We start from the raw sequence: 25,512 nt of genomic DNA on the forward strand, positions 1-25,512 counted from the left end.
ATGGTTTATAAATAATCAAAACCGTTATGCTAGTAGGAACTTCTCTAATCTATAAATTTTGCTCATTTTTTAAGTATGATCCAATTCTTAATAGATTTCTTGAAAATATTAAATAATAGTTCATGCAAATTGCATATTCAATTTGTGATGCAAACTCTCTTAATTCATGTCTAGGTTTACAGTCGGTGATTCAGTTCTTTTTGTTGGTTCCAATGAAAAAGGAATAATTAAAGATGTTTTTCCCCCGGCTAGAGGGCGGCAACTTTACAGAGTAAGTATTAATGGAGAAATCAAAAATTGTCTTGAGTCTTCTATCATTCCAGATCTGGATCTATCAAATCCTTTTGAACGGCTTCGCCAGGGAATTTTTAATTCTTATGAGGATTTTTCTAAAATAAACACAAGTTTTAAAATTGAGAATACAAGCAATAACACAATTTCCTCATTAAAAGCCTCCAACACCATTTTTAAGGCATACCAGTTTAAGCCATTGCTAAAGTTCCTCAATTCTGATAACCGAAGAATTTTAATAGCTGATGAAGTAGGACTTGGGAAAACCATAGAAGGAGGACATATAATGCTGGAGTTGATGGCTAGGAAAGAATTAAATAATTCTTTAATTATATGTCCAAAGTCTCTTCAGAATAAGTGGCAGACCGAATTAAAGGAAAAGTTTAACCTCAACTTTAAGATCTACGAATCAACATCGGAATTTGTCCAGGACATTAAAGATTTCGGAGGATCAATAAAGGCCATAATCAATTACGAAAAAGTTCGGCCTAACAAAAAGAAACGAAGTGATAAACCGGATCTTTTCAAAATAATAGATCAAAATTCCCTGCGGTTTGATTTTGTACTCTGTGATGAAGCCCATAGATTGAGAAATCACACCACACAAACATATCGAGGAGTAAAAAAGATTATTGATCATACAAAGTCTGTAGTTTTCTTAACGGCCACACCCATTATGATCAGCGAACAAAATTTATTTAATCTTTTCCAACTCCTTGATGAACATACTTATAGCGAATTTTCAACTTTTCAAAATCAACTGGCAGTTAATGCTCCATTCATTAAAGCTTTAACACAAGTGAACAATGGTGCTCCCTTGAAAAATATAGGTAAGGAATTGACCGATACCTCCGTCAGCCTGTATTATACCTCCGGTGAAGAATTTCAAGTCGAATGGAAAAAATCTATTAAAGTCCACGAATTGTTTCAGGAAATTCCACTCTACAATAAGATCATACAGGACTTAATGACCAAAGAGGATATAGCGGAGACAAGAGTGCATCTCCAGTTCGATATTTCAGATATGAGTGACATGAATAAATTGTTTTCTCGCACTCGAAAGAAAGAAGTCACTCAGGACTGGTCTCAAGCAACACGGGAGCCCCACACTCTGTTAATAGATCTATATCCAGAGGAGCGAAAAATATTTGATGAAGTCATTGAAGAGTATATTGAAGAAAATTCTTTCTATGATACGGATGGAAGCAAAAAGATGTTTTTAGGTACTCCATTGGGATTGATTCAAAAAAAAAGACAGGTTGCAAGTAGTGTTTATGGCTACTTGAGTAATCAAAAACATCCTGGGAAATTCCTGTTCAACAAAGATGCTAAGTTTGAGAAATTACTTGAAATCATTAATGAGGTTGTAACTCTTTCCCACAAGAAACTTATTGTGTTTGCCCTGTTCAAAAGTACTCTTAAGTACCTCCAAGGTCGACTAAACAATGAAGGTCTAAATGCCGAATTAATTCATGGTGGTGTAGAAAATAGAACTGAGGCAATTGAAAATTTCAGAAGAAACAATCAGGTTCAAATTCTTCTTTCCTCAGAAGTAGGGAGTGAAGGGCTTGATCTACAATTTTGTGATGCACTAGTTAATTATGACTTGCCCTGGAATCCAATGGTGGTTGAGCAAAGAATTGGTCGTATAGACCGTTTTGGTCAAAAATCTCCAGTTGTCAATATATACAACCTCATAGTCAAAGATTCTATTCAAGAAAAAATCTACACCAGACTATTGGACCGTATTGGCATTTTTAGAGGATCAATAGGTGATTTGGAGGCTATATTGGACAAAGATTTAGAGCTTAAAGATAATACGGGGGTCACTAATATTAGAAAATGGTTTTCAGATCTTGAGAAGGAACTGTACTGCACCAAACTTTCACAAGACCAGGTGAAAAAAAAGATAGATGATATTGAAAGGGCAATAATAACTGAACAAAGAAATCTGGAAGAAATTAGTGAGGGCCTCACAAATACCCTAACTAATGATATTCACTTTCGCAATGAAATTAGGAAGATCCAAGATAATTATAAATATGTAACTGAAAAAGAACTGGTAAATTATTTAAAATTTTTAATCCGGGAAGCATTACCAACCTGTACTTTGGAGACCATTGATGAGGCCAAGCTTATATACAACTTAATTCTTCCTAAAAGTTCCCCGCACATACTCATTAACTTTCTGAACAGATATCAACCTCATGATGTTAACTCTGTTGATTCCTTTAGAAGATTTATAAATAGAATTAGGGGTCTTGGAAATATGGAACTTACTTTTTCTCAAGAAGTCGGGTACGACCAACCGAAGCTTATCCGGATTAACACTTATCATCCGATTATACTGGCTGCATTTAAATTTTTTGATAATCAAAGATCTGCTGATGCCAATACATTCCAGTTTACATTACCCAGGCATCTTCTCGGAAAGAAGAAATTTAACATTGGCACATACTTTCTGGCCGTCTACACCAGTACATTCCTTAAAAAATGGTTTAATAGAGAACAAACAACAAAACTTTTGATTCCTCTAGTATATAGTGTTGAAGAAGGGAAAGTTATAGAGAATACATTGGCGGAAGAGCTCTTGGGTAAAGCCCAATTGTTTGCAACTCCAGTTATGAATCCAGATGAACTTCTCCCTGATCTCATTTCTGAATTGGAATATCACTTTGCTTTAGAACTGGAAGAAGTAGAACATAAGAATCTGGAAGAGCAAAGGATGAGAATTGAAAGTCACAAAAAAATGCAAATTCAGCGGAAAGAGGAATATTATAATAATCGGATCAAAACCCAGGAAAACATTGTTAAAAGTTCCGAAAATAAACTATCCGTTTTGGATGAAGGTGAAAAAAAGAATATAACAAATATACTACCGGCCCAGAAAAAAATATTAATGAACCTTCTCGAGGATAAGGAAAGGATTCTAGATGAATTAGCATCAACGGAAATTAGCCTTCTTTCTCCAAAACTGCTTTCCTTGAGCCAAATCATCATAAACTGAGAATTATGAGTTACACAGTAGGATTAGATTTTGGAACTCACCAAACCAAGATATGTATTGAAAATGCTACAAATGCCAACCAGAAATTGTACAAATTTGTGGAGTTTAATAAAGGGATAAGTGGCAAGGTTATGTTGTTACCCTCCATCGTCCAAGTGAATTTGGACCATACTATAAGTTACGGTTTTGTAGAGGAAGCTAAGGCAAAAACAGTTGATCGGGAGAGTAATATCGGAAGGCCTGCTTTTAAGATTCCGGCCATGCCTAAGAAGCCAATATACCCTCCAAAACCCACCAAAAAGAAAAAAAAGGAGAAACTTCACTGGAAGCAACAATTGAAGGCATTAGCAGGTAGAACCTCTAAACCTCAAGAAATATCACCCTTAGAAAAATGGAAAAAAAGCGTAGAGAAACTTGAAAAGGAATATCAAGAAGCAATTTCTCTCTGGCGAAAAGATAAAAAAGCCTTAGAAAAAGCTTATTCGAAGAAGCTACTAGATTGGGAACAAGATAAGGTTGAGCATTTTCATTACCGCTACTTCAAACTAGCCTCCTTTTCCAGTGAGACAAGATGGAAGCATTCTATTAGCCCCGATGTCATTTCCGTGTGGTATTTGACCTATGTTTTATTTCTTCTACAGGAAAAATTAGGAAATGATTTCTTTATTCAAATGGGAGTTCCTAGCGGTATCAAAGAATTCAAGCGCCAGGAAAGGAAAGCACAGAAATTATTAGTTAGTGCGTATCACCTACTTGAACAATTCAAATCAAAGGATGAATTTCTTAAAACTAAATACACTCAGCTGGTAGAAAAAACGACTTTAGAAATTCCTTTTTCTGAAGAGGATGTTTTTTTTAAATATGGTATAAAGATTATTCCTGAAGCCTATGCATGCTTACTTACTTTAACACATCAGAATAGATTACCGAAAGGGATGAACCTGTTAATGGACATCGGTGGCGGTTCCACGGATATTGCCTTTTTTACTCTTAATGGTCAAGAGCCAGATATACATTCAGTAATTTCTTTGCACAAAGGCTTAAATTATATCCTTGAAACATATTCAGATCAAAATAATAATGAAGAAGTTAAACTCTTACAAAAGGAATTTTATGCTGATAAAGCAGGAGAGAAGTTTTTACCTATTATATCAATTTATAAATCCGAAGTAAAGAAAGAAATAAAGCTTTTAATTTCTGACCTATATAGATCCTTCAAGGCAAGCCATATTAATCCAAATAATCTCAAAAATGCTCTACAGGATCGTCCCCTTGTCTTTTGTGGGGGTGGAGCTACTTATAAAAATATGAGAACTTCAATATTGGGTTTTACCGACTTAAAAGTAATTAATAAAAACTTTCTAAATATTCCATATCTCCTAAATAAAAATATTTCAAATGAATTATATCCAATATTTTCTACAGCTTATGGATTGTCTATCCCTATGATTGATGAGTTGAAGTTAACCCCTGTAGAGAAAATTTTTGAGCACCTCCCAAAAAATGTTCCTAATAACAACAACGATTATATTCACGGGTTAAGTGACATTTAAATAGCATAATCCACACAAACTATGAGCACCTCCACTCTTCACCCCCACCGTGATCAGTATCTCAAAGAAATAGAAAAAGCCTTTGAAGTATTATCCCGCCTTAAAAAAAATAAATTTTATAGTGTTGCCAAAATCACCTGGTGGATACTTAGATATGAAGATCTTTATGACTACAGCTACAGCCACCGGCATGTTAATTCATGCATCGATGGGATGGGCTGTTGTTGTACAGATAAAAATCCGGAGATGAAATTCAGTTCCCGATATTCATCCCTGAAAGAAATCGTAGATCTTCATAGGCATGAAAAATACTTCCGGGAAGAACTGAAGGTGTTTGAAAGTGTAAAAAATGATTACCCCGCTCTCATGCAGTGGTTAAAAAAGAATGAAACGTTGGGAGCAGAGGATTTTCTCTTGTTTTGGATTGAGGAGTGGTATAGTGAAGAGAAACATTTAATAACGCCTTACAAATTTAACCTGCAAGACCTAGATGTAAAATTTAAAGCAGAAGAATGGGAGAACACGATTAAGTTCTGTGAGGTGTTTAATGAGCGATATTGGAATTCTGGTCTATGTCCAGAAGAAATCTAACAAAAAACTGATTTCTCCTTTATTCTATTTGATAAATAAGTTACACAGACGATGTGTAGTTCATTTATTGAAATGAGAGATATTATCTTTAAAGAATTTGAAACTTAATGAGGACATCATGGAACAAACGGAGCTATTTATCCAATATTGTAATCAAAAAGAATATAAAAGATCAAAAGCCTACAGTCCGGAACATCCGTTTATTCATATTCAAAAATTTTTGGATAGATCAGATGATTATAAAGTTGAAGGTGGGATATGGAATTGGAGTAAAGAGACTTCTCTATTAAAGGTCCTGAAAGAAAAGGAGTCTGAATCAATGGACTGGCTTCAATTAGAGTTTTCAACCGTCTACCTGCGAAAAAGAAACAAATACCTGAACGAAGTTGTAGATCGATTACGCAAATTGCATCAGCAAGTTAAGAATAAGGAAAAGGAAGAAGCGAAGGCTTTTCAGGAAAAATCCGTGTTGTTTGAAAATCATCATAATCCACTTTTCTCTTTATTAGAACTTTCTATCATTAGATGCTTCCATCAAATACTTATTGAGCACCAAAATAATTTGAGTCAAATTAACTGGGAATATTTATACAAATTTTTTAAGCCCAAGGAGCCTATTCTATCTTTTAAAAGGGCCGGAAAAATAAAAGACGAAGATTTAGAATATCACTTCAAAAAGTTATTGCTGGATACTGAAATAATAGATCCGAAAACCAATTTTCGAATTTTTAAAAACCTATTTCTTCAAAAACCGCTTTCTAGAAAAATTGAATGGAAAGAAGCTGTTTCCGGCCTGGCTTATTTTATAACAAGTCTAAAGGACCGAGGCATTATAGAAAATACCCGCAACAAGCATTGGAAGATAACTTCTGAATTCTTCATTCATAATGGGTTACCTGTCTCCAATCTTAAAAGATCAGGAAAGCCTCGACAGGATTTAAAGGATACCATTGACCAATTCATTGAGAATGTCCACTCTAACTTTGAAAAATAAAATTCATAAACAATATGAATTATGAATTAATCTCCCGTCTTTACTGACTTATGCCTAACTAGGTAAGTATATACCTCGTCCGTTATAATCCGACTTCCATTTAACTCTCTTTTGTTTATCAAATTTGCCCTGTACAATCGAAATTCAAACAGGATGAAAAAAAGTAATGCAATTCTTATTGAGTCTCTTTCCCGCAAAGAGTATCACGAAAACTTAAGAGAAATAGTTAGAACCATTGAAAAGCTTGGTAATAAACATCAAGATTTTATAGACTCCCATATCAATCTATATACCGTAGAAGAAACGGCAAAAATTTTCAAAGTTTCCAGACGAACCTTATTCAATTGGGGGAGAAATAAAATTCTAACCCCTATTTGCATCGGTAGACGTGTCTACTTCCGGAAAGAAGATGTAAAAGAACTCATCATGAGAAATGAACAAAAATAACAATTATGAAAAAAGTAAAATTCATGTATAGGGTCAGAACACTTTGCTATAAGGAAAATGGAGAGATTTTGAAGCAAAAAATCATAATTTACAATCTGGATCCTGTTCTTGATAAGGCTCAAGCCCAAACATACGCTTATAGAAAGATGAAACAAATTGAAAGGCAACCTGGAAGTTTCCTTCAAGACTTGGAATTACCTGAAGCTACCTTTAATGGAATTCTAGATGTCGAGCTTTCATTTATTCTAAACAATAAAGGAAAAAAGAAAGAATATTTTCTTTTAAGCCTAAATAAAACAAACGAAAAAAACCTAAGAAAAGAGAAAAAACTCCTAGAAAGATTTAAGAGAAAAAGAAAAAAAGAACGTTTTGTTTATTATAAAAAACTTCTCAAATTATCACCGAATCCCGAAAAAGTTTTAAATGAGCCCTATTCTACACCTTGTTATTTTAAGGCAAAAAAATTAAAAAAAAATGAAGAGGGTGAGGATGAAATAATAGAAGTACAAGAATTCCGGCCACTTGATTTTAATAATTATTTAGAAATGCAGAAGGCTGCTATGGATTATCATTTTTCTTCTATTCCCGTTGATAACGATCCTCTAGAACAAATGAACTTAGTAATTAATGGAATGTCTGAAGAACTAGAAGAGTACTGTGAGCTCTATCTGGTAATAAGAGAAGAAGATGAAAGTGAAAATGAAATTCTCAGGCTTCGAGATAATCAGGTAAACCTTGATGGTTTTAATATTGATAATTATTTGGAGCTACTTTGCCTTGAAGACATGTCCTGTTTTTGGAAAGCTAAATTTTTTCACGAAAAAAAAAGAAATTTTTTTAAAATAGTTTGGATCAGAGCATTCAGTTTTATTCTAAATTTTTTTCCAAATTTCAAGTTGTGAGGGTAATCAACTTCTCCCCTCTTTCTGAGTAAATATTTCAAGATATTCTTTCAATCAATTCCTTCCCCTGATCCTGGGCCAGGAAACTTATATCCCTATCAAAATGAAAAATAACGAAACAAGAGCACACCAAATACTCAAATATAAAGGCAAAGAAATAATTAAATACCAGTTAGACCGGCTAATTTTCGGTCCTGGTCGAAACAGCTACAGCTACTTCGGAAACTTCCTTGAAGTGGCCAATGAGCTCCATGGCTGGCATTACTGGTACTTACTACGTACAGCCTACGAATGCGCAGATGGAATTTTTATTTATAGGGAAGAGGTTAGAGAGTCGTTCATAAAGAATGAGCCGGAAAAGAGCTCCTTGATGAGTGCCTACGAAAAAAGATATCTGAAATCGCTGGGACCCATTGTCCAAATTTATCGAGGAATGACCAAGACTGAGGCTGAATCAGGAGATTTTGGAGTCAGTTGGACCTTGAGCCTCAAGAAAGCTGAAGCCTTCGCTTTTGAATACAGCCGGGTCCATGGAACACCAGAAGAAAGAATTGTCTTGTCTTTGGATATTAAAGTGTCTGATGTCATTGCCTACTTCAGTGGCTCAGAGCGAGAAATCATCTACATCCACAATCCAGAAGAGTAATGAAATACAGAGCAGAAAATCAGACCACCTATTACTTCTTTCTTCCTCAAGAAATTTTTGAAGGTTTGAAGAGGTTTGGATGGGCCAACGGCACCCATACATTCCAAAAGAAGAAACTAAAGTTTGATGTGATTTGTTTCTTCATCCATTTGATTAGTTACAGAAGTTCAATTAGTCGAAAGATTTCTAAATATGGGTACGTGAGACTCCAGGCCAAATTACTGAAGAAATACCATCATGAATATAAGATCTACTTGGAATTCCTGGAAAAACATAGATTTATCAAAACGCAGCCTTACAGTATCAAGAAGCATAGAGCCAAGGGTTATAAACTGAATCATCCCAAGAAATCTCAGAAGATCATCAGATACATTCCGGAGGATTTTGTTATTCGCAAGAAGCTCTCACATGACAAATTAGAAAAGAGATCAAAGGCTGACAAAACAACCGGGCACCTAACTCAATGGTTAACATCAGAACACCTAAGCGTTCATTATAATGAGGGATTAAACTACCTACAGGATGTCAAGATGAAAGATTCAAAAAGGTATTCAAGAAGATACCTATTGGAGATGTTGAACAACGGAGTCATTTATTATCAAAGAGAAGGAAAGGATAATAGATTACATAGTATTCTTTCCAATTGTCCCAGGGACCTAAGAAGATTTATTGCTTATAAGGGAAATGAAACTCTTATTAGTTGTGATATGAAATCATCTCAACCCTTCTTGTTAGCTGGACTTCTTAATCTTCTATTCCTTTCTAAAGAGGATTCTTCTTCCAAGGAAAGGGTACAGGAATGCATATCTTCTATAGTAGATAGGGAAGTGAGGGATGGAATAGTCAGTAGTATATCTACTATGATTCCGGAAACTATGGAAGAGGTTGATATCAGAGGGATTGAGCTCTTTGTATATCTGGTTACTAAAGGTGATCTATATGACCATATAGCCTCTCATTTCTCTGATGAGTTCTTACACTCAATACAAACTCCGCTGGGTATCAGTGATCAGTTTTTCAATGAAAAGAAGCAGTACAAGGAATGGGTCGAATTTGATTCACTGCGTGACTATGTTAAGAAGGCTATTATGGAGTTTCTCTATTCTTCCACCCAGAATAAAGAGAAACGATGCAAAGAAGTAAGGCGCTTTTTGCCCCCCGCTGTTTCCAATATAGTTGATGATTTCAAAATTGATAATAAAACTTATTTCCCAATCTTTCTTCAAAATCTAGAGGCATATTTGATTCTGGACCGGATTACGAAGAAAATTTCTCACCAGTATCCGGAAATACCACTTTTTACCATACACGATTCCATTGTCACAACAGAGTTATTTGCAATGACGGTAAAAGAGGCAATGGAAGATGATCTTCAGGAATTCTTCGGGATTAGACCACTGATTTCTGTTGAAGAATGGTCTTTGCATGCAAGAGAGCCTCCTCCATAATTTCGCCTAGAGTATTCAAAGAATGAAAAATTATTAATCAAAAAAATGAAATATCATGAAATATGAAGATTATAAAGACTTTACTGTTGAAGATTATAGAAAAATGCAAATGGCGCAGGATGACTTTGTCGGAATGCTCTTATATCAGTACGTGGTGGTCAAGATTGAACTCAAGAGAGATAGAACTATATATAAAAAAAGCATCCATCATATTCTGCACCACGATATTGAAGTAGCACGTGAGGAGGCCCTAAGATTATATGATGAGGAGGTGGCAAAATTGCAAGAGCTTTATTCACCAACTCTTGAAGAGTATGATCCCGACTTGGGAACAGGACATCACATTGGTCTAGCATTAGGTAAGTGTGCTGATATGAACAAAATTATAGGCATTCGAGCTTCTATAGATGATTGGCCAGTCCAACTAGAGGAAGAACAGGAAATATTCGAGGAGTTGAAAAAGCTGAATCTTGACAGTCCATTTGTGGATAATGTAATTAAACCAGAGGATTTAGCCGAGAGGATAGGGAATGCTTCAGTGCCCAATAAAAAAGGAAGACATATGTTAAAGTTTCCCGGTGGCATCCATATGATAATAAATGTTTCCTGACCTGGTTACCTGAGAATCGTTAAAAGGCCGGATTCTTTTCAAAAGTTTACCGGCCTTTTACATCTATTGTCATTCAAAAAAATTTAAAAATTCTAAATTATGACAAACTCACTCTACAGAATAGAAATAGTAGCAAATCCTACTGCTAAGGGTGAGGCCATCATCAAGACCAAAGACATAAAAAGAGATCTTTTAATGACCTCAAGAAGAATTGCTCTTTTTAAATTTGAAGAATATTTTGAGACTTTCCAATCTGGAAATTTGCTAAAGGATTTGAAGAGGAAGGACATATTTTTACGGGCGACACAAACATTTCTTTAAGCTTATCCCGCTCTTAAGAAAACTCATAAACTATAATGAGGGGTCTCTTGAAATTAGTGGTAAAAAAATAGAAAAAAAATTTTATCAGGGGACCATGCATTTGAAAAACAAGGTCAAAAACCAGGGAGGGTCCCAGGAGAGGGGTTACCACCAGGGTGGGAGGCAGGGGTGGAAATCCACTTTTGTGTACTACCCAACACCTGGCGAAACCTAGTTGAAGTGCCCATGGCCTTTGCTGCAGAACCTGTTGTTTCAATTTTAGAGTGTACTTATATCCCAGCACAGAAAAGAAGTCATAAAACCAGAAATTTCCTTCAATTTGTGTTAATTTATTTCCGACCCTAATTTTAATACGTAAATTAGTTAGAATTAAAGCTTTGGTATGGAAAAGGTCTTCTTTTATTCTCGCATCTCTTCAATTACTCAAAATGGATCCAGGCAGATGGAAAATTTCAAAAAACATTCCCAATGGAATCCGGAAACTTTCTACATAGATAAAATCCAAGGTAATGTACCATTTCTTGAGAGGCCAGAGGCAAGTAAACTGTATAATAGGATGACATCTGTTGATCCCGGGAAAGCAGAAATCAAGATCGTTGTCGACTCCATTGACAGACTGGGCCGGAACCTCATGGGTATTCTACAAACGATTGAGCTTTTCAATTCCCAAAAAATTAATCTTCAATCTTTGAAGGAAGGTTTTGAAACTCGAATTAATGGCAAAGAAAATCCCGTATCCAAGATTGTGGTGAGTGTGATGGCTAGTATCGCTGAGATGGAACGGAATAGAATCAAGGAAAGAACAAGGGAAGGTATCCAACTAGCTAAAGCGAAAGGAAAATACCGAGGCAGAAAAGTCGGAAGCAAGCAAACAGATGAACGTCTCCTACAGCGTCATCCAGTGATTGTTGAAAAATTGAAGAAAGGGTTGACAGTTCGGGATGTTGCAGCTATTGCAAATAAATCAACCGCAACAGTTGTAAAAGTTAGGAAGACGCTTGTGAAAAGAGAAGCAATTTTTTAATCCAGAGCAAAAATTTCCAGAATTACTACTGCACTTTAATTGCAAGGCAACCTTATATCATCTGTTTTTCGGAATAAAAAATCAGTATAAGCCAATATTTGCAAGGCTTCCCACAATTTTTAATAATTTTCCGCCATCCAAACCTCCCTAACTAGACCTGTCATTTAACCTTCTTTTTGGAACAAAAAGGTACCATAAAGCTGGCATAAAACTTCCTAAAGCAGTAAATTACCGCAATTACCAACCAGCAAATCAAATTGTTATGCCGATGCCTGGGGATTTTAAATGGAGACCAAATGATAATGGTTCGCTCACGAACCTTCGTTATGATTTGGAGGCCGAAAAGTGGGTTAACTCCGTTAATAAGGCGCAAAGAAAACTGTCACCGAAAAATTTTTCTGAAGACCTTCTATTCATAGGTGCTATAGTATCTCTCTCCCACTGTTGCTCATCTTTTTAATACTTCTTGTACCGATTCAAATTATCAAAGAATTATTTTCATACAATATCAAGATTTTTCCGGGAGGCGCCCCTACCGAAAAGATTCTAACTGATAAGGAAAAATTTAGGGCTAGAATGAATGCACTTGACATGAAATATCCTGCCAAAAAGAAAACCTCTAGATGGGAGGACCTCACTCCTGAAGAACAGAACTTAGTGAGAATAAATAGAGCTGCAACAGCAAAAGCAAAAGCTAATTGGAAGTAAGGGACTTCTCTGGTGTGGCAATAGAATAGAATCAGCTTATTAATTAGGATTTAATCTTAATGGGCTTTACTTTTTCTCTTCAGGGCATATATATCTTAAAATATATATGCAATGGAAGAAGAAAAATGGGAACCGGTTAAGGGTTATGAAGCCCTTTATGAAATAAGCAATATTGGAAGAGTTAAGAGATTGGAAAGAACTTTCACCTGTTCAAGAGGTATAATTTATCACCTAAAGGAAAAAATTTTAAGCTCAAAACCAAATAAAACTTCTGGATACGTTACGGTAAATCTCTCAAAGGATGGGATTAAAACCAACCACAGTGTACATCGCTTGGTAGCGGAGCTCTTCGTTGACAATCCACACAACAACAATGTTGTTAATCATAAAGATGAAAACCGATCAAATAACACGGCTGAAAATTTGGAGTGGGTAACGCATGGTGAAAACATTGCCTACAATGGAGCATTTCAAAAAGGCAGGGAGAAAGTCAAAAAGAAGGTGTATCAATTCTCTTTAGATGGTGCTTTGATTAATACTTACAGTTATGCTGGTGCTGTAGCGAAAGATGGATTTACTCCCAATGCTGTGACTCAAGTTTGTTTGGGAAATAAAAAATCCCATAAAGGGTACTTTTGGAAATATGAGCTGATAAATCCCTAAATTTCAGAATTTTTCGACTATAGGGTTTAACTGTGATGCAGGTTTGATTAAGGAGTACGAGAATTCTCGAATGTATATTCCTTTTTTGGGCAAGTTAGTCATGTAACAGGATGTAACTAAACTCCTATATATTTATTCAAACCTCATAGTTTACTGGGTTTTCAAGCGTAACGGGATGTAACTAAACTCCAACTGCTCATTTTTTTACACCTTATAATTGGTCACTCTTAGAAGTATAGATAACTGATAATACAAAAGTGACACAAAAAGTGACACAACTATAAATAAAAAATCCTAACTACTTGTAAATTAGCGTGTTAGGATTTTTTACTGTGGTCCCACTTGGGCTCGAACCAAGGACCACCTGATTATGAGAATTCGATTCACACATATTTTCGGAACTAAAATGAACTTAATTTAATGATAATCAGTTTTTTACATTTTTGTTGTGTTCAATTGATTTCATTTAAAATCAAACAAATAAGTGTGAATTACGTGTGATTTTCATTCAAAAATTTATTCAATTTGCGTAAATTATAAGTTCAAATTCCAAAGATGTAAAAATGCAAACCAGTGCCAATTTAGCAATCGATAAAAGACGCATTAAAAATGATCAGACTTTTACTATAATTATTAGACTCTGCCATTTTCAAAAAACAACTTCAATATCCACTGGTAAATCTATTCCTTTACACTTTTGGGATGATAAAAATAAGAAAGTCAGGGCAAATTATGGTCGAAAATCCGATGTAAACCTGTTAAACCAATTTCTTTACGAGCAGCTAGGAAAGGCCAGAAATATTATCAATGTTCTGGAATTAAAAAATGAGTTAAGATTTCTTTCCATAAACCAGGTTAAAGAAAGAATTAGTAAAAGGAGGAAATTTGATTCCTTTTTAGAATACGGTGACAAATTAGTTGATGACCTAATAAAAGCTAATCGACTTGGAAGTGCTAAATCATATAGGGGGTTATTAACCAGATTAAGATCATACACCAAGAAAAAAGATCTAAAATTTAATGATATAAACTATGAGTTCCTCGTAAATTTCGAAACCTTTCATCTGTCCAACAACAACTCTCTTAATGGGCTTGCTTCATATTTAAGAACGCTTAGGTCTATATATAATAAAGCCATCAAAGATAGATTGATTGAAAAAGAAGCTTACCCATTTCACGATTATCAAATCAAAACTACACCAACTTCAAAAAGAGCTATACAATATGAAAGTGTTCTAAAATTATTGCATTATAAAACCGAAGAGGGATCCTGGCCATTCCACTATAAAAACTACTTCTTAATTTCCTATTTGCTTTTTGGAATGTCGTTTATAGATATGGCTTTTCTAAAAAAGAAAAATATTGTTGCAGACAGGATTAAGTTTCAACGTAAAAAGACTTCTAAAAATTACAATATTCTCATTACAGATCAATTAAATGAAATCCTTCAATTTTATTTGAATGGTAAGGAAAATGATGATTTCATATTACCTATATTAAACTCTGAAACATTGTCTGAACAATATAAACAGGTTCAGGAAGCTAGGAATCGATATAATAAGGGGCTTAGAAGAATTGCTAATAAATGTGGAATAAGGGAATATCTTACATCCTATGTATCAAGACACAGCTTCGCAACCCACGCAATGTTAAAGGATATTCCTCTTCATGTAATTTCTTCCATGCTTGGGCATTCTAAACTTAACACTACTCAAATTTATCTGGATTCATTACCGACGAACGTTCTTGATAGATATCATAAACAATTGGCACTTACATAAATTGTCTTACCTGGCTTATTAAAGTTTCGTAATATTCCTATCTTTGAAAAGTGCGCATTAAACCACAAATAAAAGCTTCTTTTCTATTAGGGATTTTTCTCCTGATGTCCTTTCACCAGGTTATTCCTCATGCGCATCACGATCATATTAGTAAAGAAAAGCAGGTTGCTCACCATCATCACGGGGACGAGAATCACCATCATCATAAAAAGCAGGAAAAGGAGCAAGAGGGATTTTTGTCATATTTACTGGCGCTTCATTCGCATGGTTCCGGTACCAGTGAGATTCCTGTCCTAAAGGAGCATTCTGAAACTTTCAGTTTTAAGAAAGTTGAAAACAAAAAGCTAAATCTGGAAGGTCAGTATGCGGTTTTCGCTTTTTTGTCTGACGAGCAATACACAAGCTCGGAGTTTTATAGACCGCCCAGAAAATATTTTAATCCGTATCTCTCATTTCTCTCTCTTCGGGGACCACCCGCTTTAGGTTAAACTTAGAACTGATAAACAATATGCTTATCACCTTCAAATAGGTTCAACCCAAAAAATTACAATGTATAAATATGTAGTATCCGTCTGTTTCGGATGCCTATTCTCATTCGGGCTTTCAGCCCAGGATATGGGAGTTGACCAGGTACTGGAACAGATCAGTAAAAACAACAGGCAGATTAAAGCATACCAGAGCTTTATGTCGAGCCGTAATCTTGCGAATAAGTCTGAAAACAATCTTCAGGATCCGCAGGTTTCTGCATTTTACCTTCCTTTCGGGGAACATGAGACCGATGATTATTATGAATACCAGGTTTCACAGCGATTTGAGTTTCCTACGGTTTATGGTGCGAGAAGCAAGCGTATAGAAAAGCAGGAAGCACTTCTCGAGCTTGAATATGAAAGCCTCAGACAGGAAGTCTTGCTGAATGCCAAGAAACAGCTGCTTGAACTGCAGGTCCTTCAGAAACGTAAGGATTTGGAGCAAAAAAGAGTGGAGCAGGCAAAAGAGGTCTATGACCAGATCCAGCGACTATTCGATGCTGAGCAGATTGGAATCCTTGAACTGAACAAGGCTAAAGTTGCCTGGATCCAGAAACAGTTTGAGATCGAGCAAATTGAGGTCCGAATTGAAAGTCTGCTCAGGGATCTTCAGAAACTGAATGGAGGCGAGGCCATAGAAGTTGGTCAGCTCCAGATATCTGAGGAAACTCAACTGCTTTCACAGGACGCCATCTGGCAGGAAAAGCTCGCTGAAGATCCTGAAGTCAAAGCTTTACAGGCTCAGACCGAGCTTGCAGAGCAACAGGTGAAACTGGAAAAGAACAAGGTGCTTCCCGATCTCAGCCTTGGTTACAACTACCAGGGCGTGAGTTCAAGCAACTATTCCGGTTTTCTGGGAGGTATTTCTATTCCGCTTTGGAACAGCAATAATAAAGTGAAGGCTGCGCAGGCAAGGTATGAGTACGAGCAGTCGAATTCAGACTTTGTTCAGGCTGAGCTTTACACCACTTTTCTGGAGAAATATCAGAGATATCAGTTACTGAATGAAAAGTTTCTGGAATATCGGGAAACTTTTCAGGATCTTAATTCCGAAGAGCTTTTATTCAAAGCTTACGAGCTGGGAGAACTTTCCTTCCTGGATTATTACCGGGAAGTGGAATTCTACCGGCAGGCTTACAACAGAATGCTGGAGATGGAAAAAGAGCTTCTTCAGCTAAAAGCAGAACTATTAAAACATCAATTATAATTAAAAAGTAAACATTATGAATTTCAAGAATTTATTTTTCGCAGCGATATTAGTATTTGGTTTTTCAGCTTGTAGAGAAACCGCCAACGAAGACCACGGTCACGAACACGAAGACGGAGCGGAAGCTCATGCTCATGAAGAAGAAGAGCACGGGCATCCTCATAACGAAGATGGAAGCCATATGGACGGTGACCATATGGAACAGGAAGAGTTCAAGGTTGGTGAGGACTCTATGGAGATGCACGAGGAATCCGGTCACCATACCCATGAGGATGGAAGCGAGCATGAAGATCACTAAAATCTGATAATAAAACATGAGATATATTTTATTGATATGCATTTCGCTTTTGCTTTTTTCCTGCGGAAGTAACGAGGAAGAAGGCCATGCGCATGATGCAGAAGGAAATCACGTGAGTTCGGGAGTTCCCGCGATAAGCAAAACCGTTTGGACAGACCAGACGGAGCTTTTCGTGGAGTTCCCGGCTCTCGTGGAAGGGAAAACGAGCAAATTTGCCGCCCACTTTACCAGGCTGGATAAACACCAGCCGGTTCGTGAGGCTTCGGTTACGGTCAGCCTGATAAAAGGGGATAGCGGAATCCGCCATAAAGTAGACGCACCTTCCTCTCCGGGGATCTTTTCTCCGGCATTGCAACCGAAAGAACCCGGAACTTATGACCTGGTTTTTGACCTGAAAACTCCTGAATATTCAGACAGGATCGTGGTCGAAAATGTTCAGGTTTATAGTTCAACTGCCGAAGCTTCAGAAAATGTGAAGGAAGCCGAAGAAGGTGATATCAGTTTTTTAAAGGAGCAGGCCTGGAAGATCGATTTCCAGACTCAACCTGTTACTGAAGGGGAAGTTTATGACATCGTTCATACCTCGGGAGTTTGGCAGGCAGCGCCGGGAACCTATAAGACCCTGGCAGCCGGAGCTAACGGAATGGTGAATTTCGTTTCAGAAAACCTTACTGAAGGCAGCAAGGTGAAAAGAGGTCAGTTGCTGATGAACGTTAGCAGTGAAGGGCTTTCTTCGAATAATGTTCAGGCAGAGATTGCTCAGGCGAAAGCCAGATACGATCAGGCAAAAGCTGAATACGAGCGTAAGAAAGAACTCTACGAGGACAAGATCGTCCCAAAGGCGGAATTCGAAAAAGTGGAAAGCGACTATCGCGTAGCTGAAGCGAATTACCGTGCACTTGCTTCCAATTATGGAGCAGGCGGGAAGCAAATACGCGCACCTTTTGACGGATTCATTAAATCCATCAGTACTTCCAACGGAAATTACGTGGAGCAGGGTGCAAATCTGGTAACTATCGGAACCGATAAGTCCAGACTGCTGAAAACACAGTTGAGTGCTTCGAGCAAGCCTTCTAAAGAATCTATCGCCAGTATATGGTACAAAGATGATAGTGGTGAGTGGAACGAGGTAGCTGGAGAATCTATAGTTTCTGTTGGTAAGGAAGTGGAAGACCGCAAGCCAATGATCCCGGTATATGTAAAAGTGAATGATATGGTAGAAATGCCGGAAGGTAGTTTTACCGAAGTACAAATCGCTATGGGAAATGCAGAGCAGGGAATCATAGTTCCTGAAGCAGCCTTACTGGAAGATTATGGTAATTATTCGGTGATTCTCCAGGTTAGTGGAGAAAGCTTTGAAAGGCGTCCTATTAAAATCGGAAAACGAAACGGACAGGAGGTTCAGGTGCTTAGCGGACTTCAACCCGGAGATGTGGTAGTCACCACAGGAGCATACCAGGTGAAGATGGCTTCAATGTCAGGTTCAACTCCGGCGCACGGACACGAACATTAATTCTGAAAAGATAGTTAGATGTTAAACAAAATATTATCAATATCTCTTCAGAACCGGCTTCTGGTTTTGCTTGGTGCAGTGGTATTAAGTGTCACGGGATTTTATCTCGCTCGAAATATGAACGTAGATGTATTCCCTGATCTTACAGCGCCTACTGTAACCATTTTGACGGAAGCTCATGGAATGGAATCTGAAGAGGTTGAAAAACTGGTGACCTATCAGCTTGAAACCGCGATGAACGGTTCCCCGAATGTTAGAAGAATTCGTTCTTCTTCCGCTGCGGGAATCTCTATTGTTTGGGTTGAGTTCGACTGGGGAACCGATATATACAAGGCCAGGCAGATCGTTAGTGAACGAATACCGATGGTAAGGGAAAACCTGCCAAGCGGGATCGGGGCGCCAACGATGGCACCTATTTCTTCCATTATGGGAGAAGTGATGCTGCTGGGAGTTACTTCAGACAGCCTGAGCCCGATGGAACTTAGAACACTTTCCGACTGGCAAATTCGTCCTCGGATTAAAGCCATAGGCGGAATCGCCAACGTGGTGGTTATCGGTGGAGATTATAAGCAATACCAGGTCTTTGCCGATCCAGGGAAGATGAAATACTATGATGTTAGCCTGGAAGAGCTCACCGAAAAAGTACAGGAGGCTAATACCAATGCACCAGGAGGATTTTTGAACCAGTACGGCAATCAGTACATCATTAAAGGTAGCGGTAGAGCTTATGCCGTTGATGATCTGGAGGAGGCTGTCGTTAAACAGGTGAACGGCCAGAGCATCAAGATCAAGGATGTTGCTGAGGTAAAGATCGGCGCGGCCGATAAGATCGGGGATGGTTCGCTTAATGGAGAACCCGCGGTGATCCTAACAATTTCCAAGCAACCCGATGTGAATACACTGGAACTGACGGAAAGGCTGGATGAAGCTATTGCAGAACTGGAAACCAGTCTGCCGGAAAGTGTAGAGATCAAATCTCAAATTTTCAGACAGGCGGATTTTATTGAGGCTTCCATCAGTAACCTGAATATGACCTTACTAGAAGGAGCCTTTTTCGTGATCGTGGTGTTGTTCATCTTTTTAATGAACTGGCGTACAACGCTGATCTCTTTACTGGCAATACCAATATCGCTGCTGGTCTCTGTGATCGTGCTGAAAATGCTCGGCTATACCATTAACACCATGAGTCTTGGAGGTATGGCGATCGCGATCGGTGCTCTTGTGGATGATGCGATCATCGACGTGGAGAACGTATATAAACGCCTGCGGGAAAACATTAGAAAGCCGAAAGCCGAAAGACAGTCGGTGATCACGGTGGTGAGAGAAGCATCGGTGGAGATCAGGAGTTCGATCATTATTGCGACGCTAATCATTATCGTTTCTTTTGTGCCCTTGTTTTTCCTTGGCGGAATGGAAGGCCGACTGCTGAAACCACTCGGGATCGCATTTATCACTTCGGTATTGACATCTTTAGTGGTAGCGGTTACGGTTACTCCGGTCTTGTGTACTTATCTCCTGAAAAAAGAAAAGATGCTGAAGAACCAGGCCGAAGGTACCAAAGTGGAAAGATGGTTGGAGCGAAGGTATGCGGCAACACTTAACAGTGCGCTGAAAATTCCGAAAACTGTGATTGCGGTTACAGTAATTATTTTTTTGCTAACCATGGCCTTGTTCACCCAGTTAGGACGAAGTTTCCTGCCAGAATTCAATGAAGGGTCGATGGTGATTAGTGTAGTAGGACCTCCCGGAATGTCGCTTGAAGAAAGCAATAAGACAGGAAGACAGGTAGAACAACTGTTACTGGAGATGGACGAAGTAGATGTGGTTACCCGTAGAACGGGTAGGGCAGAACTCGATGAGCACGCCCAGGGTGTGAACGCTGCCGAGATCGATGTGCCGTTTACCCTGGATGAGAAATCGAAGGAAGAATTCTTTGAAGACGTCAGGGAAAAGCTGAGCATAGTACCCGGGGTGAATATCACATTGGGGCAGCCTATTGCACACCGAATCGATCATATGCTTTCTGGCACCCGGGCGAATATCGCCATCAAGATCTTTGGTCCCGATCTACAGCAGCTTTATTCTATAGGAAAGGATATTGAAGAACAGATCAAGCCTATAGACGGGCTTGCCGATGTTGCCGTTGATCAGCAGATCGAAGTTCCGCAGATCAAGATCACCCCAAAAAGGCAGATTTTATCGGCTTACGGAATGACGGTTGGAGATTTGATGGAACAGGTGGATGTTGCTTTTGCCGGACACGAAGTTGGAGAAGTGTATGAAGGCCAGAAGTATTTTGACCTGGTGGTTCGCTATGGCAAGGACTTCAGAAATACTATCGAGAACATAAGAACGGCCCTAATAGGCCTGCCAAATGGATCCCAGGTGCCCTTGAACGAAGTGGCGAATGTAGCTTCGGTAAGCAGTCCGAATACCATCAGCAGGGAAGATGTGCAACGAAAGATCGTGGTTGCTGCCAATGTACAGGGACGTGACCTGCGTAGCGCTGTTGAAGAAATTCGTGAAACCGTGAACTCTTCCGTTAATATGCCTGAAGGCTACCGTATACAATACGGCGGACAGTTTGAAAGCGAGTCGAAAGCTTCACAAATGTTATTGATAAGTGCCATAGCCGCTATTTTTGTGATCTTTTTGCTATTGTATTTTGAGTTCAACAACGTGAAACTGGCCTTTGTCGTACTGATAAACCTGCCGCTGGCACTGATCGGAGGAATTTTGATCGTTTATTTTACTTCAGGTATTGTAAGTATTGCCTCGACGATCGGGTTCATCAGTTTGTTCGGTATCGCAACCCGAAATGGAATCCTTTTGGTTTCCAGGTATGAAGACCTCAGAAAAGAAGGACTTCGCGGTTATGAATTGATCAGATCTGGCGCCCTGGACAGGTTAAATCCAATTTTGATGACAGCCTTTACAACAGGGCTGGCATTGATTCCGCTTGCCTTAAAAGGGGGTGAACCGGGAAGTGAAATCCAGAGCCCGATGGCGGTGGTCATCCTGGGAGGATTGCTTTCGGCCACGGTTCTGAACCTGGTCGTGATACCTTGTGTGTATGACCTGGTGACCAGGAAGGAATAATTTTTTAATTAGTTGAATGGAAAACCCCGAATTGAAGTTCGGGGTTTTTTATTTTTGGGATTACCTTCTACAATTACCGATTTCTTTTCATTATTTCTTTCTCTTTCAGCCGCTTTATTCAAATCTTTTATGCCATTCAGCCTGCATTAAAAATGAAAAAATAAATGATGCCAGATATTATGCTTATCGCTATTGTTTTAAGCATATCCCATTTCAAAATAAAATAAACGAACGCGGCAAGCATACCTATCAATAAGGAGCCCAGGTTAAGAGTATTCCAGTCGGGTATTAAGATCCTGATTCCAAAAAAATGTTCTTCTTTAAATGAACCAAAAAAGGTATGGATCGCAAACCATATCCCCAGGTTGAGAATGACCCCCACCACCGCAGCGGTAATTGCTGAAAGAGCAGAGGTTAAGTTTTTATTTCCTCTGAGATATTCGATATAAGGAGCGCCGGCAAAGATGAAAAGAAAGCAGGGGATAAAGGTAACCCAGGTGACCAGAACTGAAGCCAGAATTCCTGCCATTAATGGATCCAGAGTACCATGAAGTCTGAATGCTCCCATAAAACCTACAAACTGCACTACCTGAATTAACGGGCCGGGTGTGGTTTCTGCCATCCCCAGTCCATCAAGCATCTCACCCGATTGCAGCCAGCCATAATCCTCAACCGCTTTTTGAGCTATATAAGCTAGGACAGCATATGCTCCTCCAAAGGTCACCACGGCAGTTTTGCTGAAAAAGACTCCTTCAGAAAAGAATATATTTTCCACCCCAATAATACCCGCTATGATTATTAAAGGAAAGGACCAGAGAATTAAAAAAATTGATATTGTTTTGAGAGTCTTAAATAATGAAGGTTTTACAGGCTCTGAATAATAATCACTGAGATGATCTTTATCTTCCGTTTTATCTCCATGACCTTTTATCACCAGAAATTTTTCTTTCCAGATCTTACCTCCAAAAAAACCTATTAACCCGGCCATTAGGATGATCACCGGGAAATCGATTTCAAGAAAAAATATGGCAATGAATGATAGGATAGCCAGGCTCAGCATGATTCCATTTTTAAGTGCCCGTTTACCAATTTTAATAACGGCACCAATCACAATAGCCAGGACAGCCGGTTTTATACCATAGAATATGGCTTCAACTATTTCAACATCCCGGTACATCGCATAAAGAATGCTCAGTAACAGGATTGAAAGAAATCCTGGTAGAATAAAAAGTCCCCCCGCAAGAAGTCCGCCTTTGGTTCTATGTAAAAGCCATCCAATGTAAGTAGCCAGTTGTTGAGCCTCAGGGCCGGGAAGCAGCATGCAGTAATTGAGCGCGTGGAGAAACCGGTTTTCATCGATCCACTTTTTTTCTTCAACCAGAATTCTGTGCATTACAGATATCTGACCTGCGGGTCCGCCAAAACTATAAATAGCTACCCTTACCCACACCCGAAATGCTTCCTTAAAAGGTACTATTGCCATTCAGATTATTATCTGCAGAATTTATATTACCTAATTTTTTCCACTGGAACCGGTCTGGCCCAGTGTTTCCTTCAATCCTTTCGCCAGCTTTTCAGCCGGACCAACACCCCAATAATGCAGGAAGAAAATGCGTGGCTCTTCCTTTACCATATGATTATGTAATGCCACAACTTCTATATCATTTTCGATTAGCGCTTTAATCACAGGTGCCACTTCATCTTCCAGCATGGTAAAATCACCTGCAACCGCCGCCTTTTCAGGAGTTCCCTGCCAGCTTGCCCAGGTATTGAAACCCATAAATGTACTGATACCGGTTCCATTCTCCTTAAGATCCACATCAGGACGACCGATGACTATTTTATACACCCCATTATTCATACTTCCCTTGTGTCCTAAAATACTATCTATCATTCTAGTATTTAAAGTGTTTTCTACCTTTCCCGCAGGAAACTCTGAAGGATTCGCTCCCCTTGATTTCTCTACTACGTCGAGTACCGACTTTACTTTTGCGGCTAATTCCTCTTCGGTTCCCATTCCCCCGATATGCATATACATCACATCCGGTTCATTTCTAACAAAATGATTATGAATAGCTGTAACGGTCAATCCCTGTTTAATAACTTCCTGTTGCACCGGCTTCAAATCCTTCTCGGTAACCACAATATCTCCCATGATCATTGGTTTATCCCCGGTTGGGGTGAAAGCCACCCAGCTTCCTAATCCCATGGGAGGAATAATTTTAAACCCGTCTACAGAAACATTTAGGTCATTCTGCGGAATGGTAATTTTGAATTCGCCGTTGTTCTCGGTTCCATCCATTCCCAAGCTATCTTTTAGAAGGGTAATATCCAGTTCCTTCAGATCTGGGTGCTTATCCAGGGTTTGAGTTGGTTCCGGTTCATTTTCATTTTCTGTATTTGCTGGTTCCAGGCAGCTAAATAAAAAGAAACAGAAAAGTAAAAGATATATTGGTCTCATAATTAAATAGTTTATTTAAAGGTATGATTATTTCCATATATCATTTCAAATTAAAATTATGACATGCATATTATTAATTTAATATACTACGAAAAAATAACTCTTGACTTTTGTTTGTTTTAGAAAAGTGACAAAAAAGTAAAATAAGATTCCCATCTATTATATATAATTTATACATTAGTATAATAACTAATGTCTTAATTTATAAAATGAAAAATTTTAAATCTGGTCACACTGTCCGCCAAGGTTACTATAAAAGCTTTCAGCCTAATAATATTAATCGGAATTGGGAAATTAGTGACATGACAGTATTTAATCTTTTGAGTAAGGCTGATCGACAACTTGGAAGGCTTGACATGTATTCCGAATATGTAAATATTGACTTATTTATAAGTATGCATATAGCAAAAGAAGCTACCCAATCTTCTAAAATAGAAGGCACTCAAACTAATATGGAAGAAGCTTTTCTAGATAAGGAGGATGTTTCTTTTGAAAAAAGGGACGACTGGGAAGAAGTGCAGAATTATATAGCTGCCATGAATGAAGCAGTCAAAATTTTACATACTCTACCATTTTCTTCACGCTTGATAAAACAAACCCATAAAATTCTTCTTAGCGGTGTAAGAGGAGAACATAAATTACCTGGTGAATATCGCAATAGTCAAAATTGGATTGGGGGTGCGACAATTAATGATGCAGTTTTTATACCTCCGGTTCATACCTCCATTGGTGATTTAATGTCGGATATTGAAAAGTTTGCCAACGATGAATTGAATCCTATGCCAGATTTATTGAAAGTCGCTTTAATTCATTATCAATTTGAAACCATTCACCCTTTTCTGGACGGAAATGGACGAGTAGGAAGATTATTAATTACATTATATCTGGTTGGTAAAGGAATTTTAAAGCAGCCTATTCTATATTTATCTGACTTTTTTGAAAGAAACCGAACCTTATATTATGATAATTTAATGCGTGTAAGAACCCATAATGACCTCTCCCAGTGGTTTAAGTTCTTTCTTGCAGGAGTAATTGAGACCGCAAAATCTGGAGTAGAAACTTTTAATGGGATCATGCAGCTTCAAAAAAATGTAGATGCCAAAATACAAAGCCTTGGCTTTCGGAGTGCTGATGGTAATAAAGTATTGGAATACTTATATACTAAACCCATCATTGATGCATCTAAAGTTGCAACCATTATTGATAAAACTCCTGCTTCAGCTTATAAATTAATAGCTTCTTTAGAGGAAAAAGGAATTATCAGGGAGATTACCGGAGGACAGCGCGGAAGATTATATGTTTTTGAAAGTTATTTAGAGTTGTTCAGTAAAAGATCTTAAAATAGAAACTGAAATCAAATGATTCTGTTTGATACCGCATATTTCAAATAACTAACCTTGCGCAAGGTTCCTGTGCTGTTT

General features: G+C 38.1%; 22 protein-coding genes. 20 read left to right on the forward strand and 2 right to left on the reverse strand.

Annotated elements, in window-relative coordinates; all coding sequences use genetic code 11:
• Positions 1 to 166: 166 nt before the first annotated feature.
• From C7S20_RS05610 to C7S20_RS05705, 19 genes are all read left to right on the forward strand, one after another.
• Positions 167 to 3,298, forward strand: coding sequence for a DEAD/DEAH box helicase (locus C7S20_RS05610; protein ID WP_107011562.1), 3,132 nt, complete (start codon positions 167 to 169; stop codon positions 3,296 to 3,298).
• 5 nt (positions 3,299 to 3,303) lie between these two features.
• Positions 3,304 to 4,851 (forward strand): acetate and sugar kinases/Hsc70/actin family protein, encoded by a 1,548-nt coding sequence (locus C7S20_RS05615; RefSeq protein ID WP_107011563.1) that lies wholly within the window; start codon positions 3,304 to 3,306, stop codon positions 4,849 to 4,851.
• A gap of 21 nt (positions 4,852 to 4,872) precedes the next feature.
• Entirely contained in the window at positions 4,873 to 5,442 is a 570-nt protein-coding gene (locus C7S20_RS05620; protein ID WP_107011564.1) for a hypothetical protein, read from the forward strand.
• 118 nt (positions 5,443 to 5,560) lie between these two features.
• A complete protein-coding gene (locus C7S20_RS05625; protein WP_107011565.1) occupies positions 5,561 to 6,436 on the forward strand; it encodes a hypothetical protein in 876 nt (291 codons plus the stop codon).
• Positions 6,437 to 6,589: 153 nt separating this feature from the next.
• Entirely contained in the window at positions 6,590 to 6,883 is a 294-nt protein-coding gene (locus C7S20_RS05630; protein ID WP_107011566.1) for a helix-turn-helix domain-containing protein, read from the forward strand.
• 5 nt (positions 6,884 to 6,888) lie between these two features.
• On the forward strand, positions 6,889 to 7,785 hold the full coding sequence (locus C7S20_RS05635; RefSeq protein WP_159039879.1) for a hypothetical protein: 897 nt from the start codon (positions 6,889 to 6,891) through the stop codon (positions 7,783 to 7,785).
• Positions 7,786 to 7,888: 103 nt separating this feature from the next.
• The gene (locus C7S20_RS05640; protein WP_107011568.1) at positions 7,889 to 8,431 is read left to right on the forward strand and encodes a hypothetical protein; all 543 of its coding nucleotides are present in this window, start codon (positions 7,889 to 7,891) and stop codon (positions 8,429 to 8,431) included.
• Positions 8,431 to 9,879, forward strand: a complete 1,449-nt coding sequence (locus C7S20_RS05645; protein WP_107011569.1) for a hypothetical protein — start codon at positions 8,431 to 8,433, stop codon at positions 9,877 to 9,879. The genes C7S20_RS05640 and C7S20_RS05645 overlap by 1 nt, the downstream gene beginning before the upstream one ends.
• A gap of 55 nt (positions 9,880 to 9,934) precedes the next feature.
• The gene (locus C7S20_RS05650; protein ID WP_107011570.1) at positions 9,935 to 10,489 is read left to right on the forward strand and encodes a hypothetical protein; all 555 of its coding nucleotides are present in this window, start codon (positions 9,935 to 9,937) and stop codon (positions 10,487 to 10,489) included.
• Positions 10,490 to 10,588: 99 nt separating this feature from the next.
• Positions 10,589 to 10,810: a hypothetical protein gene (locus C7S20_RS05655; protein WP_107011571.1), complete on the forward strand. Its 222-nt coding sequence runs from the start codon at positions 10,589 to 10,591 to the stop codon at positions 10,808 to 10,810.
• A 382-nt stretch (positions 10,811 to 11,192) separates the two neighbouring features.
• On the forward strand, positions 11,193 to 11,834 hold the full coding sequence (locus C7S20_RS05665; protein ID WP_107011573.1) for a recombinase family protein: 642 nt from the start codon (positions 11,193 to 11,195) through the stop codon (positions 11,832 to 11,834).
• 576 nt (positions 11,835 to 12,410) lie between these two features.
• Entirely contained in the window at positions 12,411 to 12,542 is a 132-nt protein-coding gene (locus C7S20_RS19875; RefSeq protein ID WP_257791348.1) for a hypothetical protein, read from the forward strand.
• A gap of 111 nt (positions 12,543 to 12,653) precedes the next feature.
• The gene (locus C7S20_RS05675; protein ID WP_107011575.1) at positions 12,654 to 13,205 is read left to right on the forward strand and encodes an NUMOD4 domain-containing protein; all 552 of its coding nucleotides are present in this window, start codon (positions 12,654 to 12,656) and stop codon (positions 13,203 to 13,205) included.
• Positions 13,206 to 13,768: 563 nt separating this feature from the next.
• Positions 13,769 to 14,986 carry a site-specific integrase gene (locus tag C7S20_RS05680; protein ID WP_107011576.1) on the forward strand — a complete coding sequence of 406 codons (1,218 nt, stop codon included), beginning with the start codon at positions 13,769 to 13,771 and terminating at the stop codon, positions 14,984 to 14,986.
• 50 nt (positions 14,987 to 15,036) lie between these two features.
• On the forward strand, positions 15,037 to 15,474 hold the full coding sequence (locus tag C7S20_RS05685; protein ID WP_107011577.1) for a hypothetical protein: 438 nt from the start codon (positions 15,037 to 15,039) through the stop codon (positions 15,472 to 15,474).
• A 61-nt stretch (positions 15,475 to 15,535) separates the two neighbouring features.
• Positions 15,536 to 16,720: a TolC family protein gene (locus C7S20_RS05690; protein WP_107011578.1), complete on the forward strand. Its 1,185-nt coding sequence runs from the start codon at positions 15,536 to 15,538 to the stop codon at positions 16,718 to 16,720.
• A gap of 16 nt (positions 16,721 to 16,736) precedes the next feature.
• Positions 16,737 to 17,018 (forward strand): hypothetical protein, encoded by a 282-nt coding sequence (locus C7S20_RS05695; RefSeq protein ID WP_107011579.1) that lies wholly within the window; start codon positions 16,737 to 16,739, stop codon positions 17,016 to 17,018.
• Between the two features lie 16 nt (positions 17,019 to 17,034).
• Positions 17,035 to 18,531, forward strand: a complete 1,497-nt coding sequence (locus C7S20_RS05700; RefSeq protein WP_107011580.1) for an efflux RND transporter periplasmic adaptor subunit — start codon at positions 17,035 to 17,037, stop codon at positions 18,529 to 18,531.
• Between the two features lie 18 nt (positions 18,532 to 18,549).
• Positions 18,550 to 21,630 carry an efflux RND transporter permease subunit gene (locus C7S20_RS05705; protein ID WP_107011581.1) on the forward strand — a complete coding sequence of 1,027 codons (3,081 nt, stop codon included), beginning with the start codon at positions 18,550 to 18,552 and terminating at the stop codon, positions 21,628 to 21,630.
• 136 nt (positions 21,631 to 21,766) lie between these two features.
• On the opposite strand, the gene chrA is transcribed toward C7S20_RS05705, so the two are convergent.
• Complete coding sequence (chrA, locus tag C7S20_RS05710) at positions 21,767 to 23,113, reverse strand: chromate efflux transporter (RefSeq protein WP_107011582.1); 1,347 nt, start codon at positions 23,111 to 23,113, stop codon at positions 21,767 to 21,769.
• Positions 23,114 to 23,143: 30 nt separating this feature from the next.
• The gene (locus C7S20_RS05715) at positions 23,144 to 24,091 is read right to left on the reverse strand and encodes a DUF1259 domain-containing protein (protein WP_107011583.1); all 948 of its coding nucleotides are present in this window, start codon (positions 24,089 to 24,091) and stop codon (positions 23,144 to 23,146) included.
• Positions 24,092 to 24,300: 209 nt separating this feature from the next.
• Here C7S20_RS05715 and C7S20_RS05720 point away from each other — a divergent pair, with 209 nt between their 5' ends.
• The gene (locus C7S20_RS05720) at positions 24,301 to 25,431 is read left to right on the forward strand and encodes a Fic family protein (RefSeq protein WP_107011584.1); all 1,131 of its coding nucleotides are present in this window, start codon (positions 24,301 to 24,303) and stop codon (positions 25,429 to 25,431) included.
• Positions 25,432 to 25,512: the final 81 nt, after the last annotated feature.

This window comes from Christiangramia fulva (assembly GCF_003024155.1).
GTDB classification, from domain to species: domain Bacteria; phylum Bacteroidota; class Bacteroidia; order Flavobacteriales; family Flavobacteriaceae; genus Christiangramia; species Christiangramia fulva.